The sequence below is a fragment of the Jiella sp. M17.18 genome (assembly GCF_041027365.1).
In the GTDB taxonomy this organism is placed as follows: Bacteria; Pseudomonadota; Alphaproteobacteria; order Rhizobiales; family Rhizobiaceae; genus VKMB-3413.
Genome location: NZ_JBFTEH010000053.1, coordinates 1 through 806, shown reverse-complemented (window position 1 = coordinate 806; position 806 = coordinate 1). Strand labels below are relative to the sequence as shown.

The 806-nt window shown below is 63.4% G+C and carries 1 protein-coding gene; it reads right to left on the bottom strand.

Annotated features, from left to right (window positions below; genetic code table 11):
• Nucleotides 1-806 (bottom strand): IS256 family transposase (locus tag AB5S17_RS23425; protein ID WP_369243581.1); only part of this gene is annotated, 806 nt, incomplete at both ends.

Here is an 806-nt window from a genome sequence, read left to right as displayed (position 1 = left end):
GTCGTCGCTCGGGAAATGGCCGCGGGCGCGGACAGCCCGGCGAAGCTTTGAGTTCAGTGCCTCTATAGCATTCGTAGTATAGATGATTTTGCGGACTTCCTCGGGGAAGGCGAAGAACGGGACGACCTCGCCCCAGGCCCGGCGCCAGCTCTGGCCGATCGCCGCGTATTTGCGGCCCCATTCGCCCTCCTCGAACGCCGTCAGGGCCTTCTCGGCCGCGTCGGCGTCGGTCGCCCGGTAGATCTCCTTCAGCGCGGCCGCAACGGCCTTGCGGTCCTTGTAGGAGGTGAAGTCGAGGCTGTGGCGCAGCAGATGGACGATACAGGTCTGGACCGTCGTCTGCGGGAAAACGGCGACAATCGCCTCGGGAAAGCCCTTCAAGCCATCGAGGACGGCGAGGAGAACGTCCTCGACACCCCGGTTCTTCATCTCGTTCATGACCTTGAGCCAGAACTTGGCGCCTTCGCTCTGCTCCAGCCAGAGACCGAGGATCTCCTTGGTGCCGTCGGCCCGCACGCCGAGCGCGATGTGAACGGCCTTGTTACGAACGAAGCCTTCATCCCGGATCTTCACCCTGAGGGCGTCAAAGAAGACAAGGGGATAGACCGGCTCGAGCGGCCGGGTCTGCCAGGCGGCAACCTCGTCCAGAACGGCATCGGTGACGGCCGAGATCAGGTCCGGCGAGACGTCGACGCCGTAGAGATCGTGGAGATGCCCGACAATCTCCCGATTGCTCATGCCGCGGGCGTACATCGATATGACCTTCTCGTCGAAGCCCGGGAAGCGGCGCTGGTATTTGGCGATGA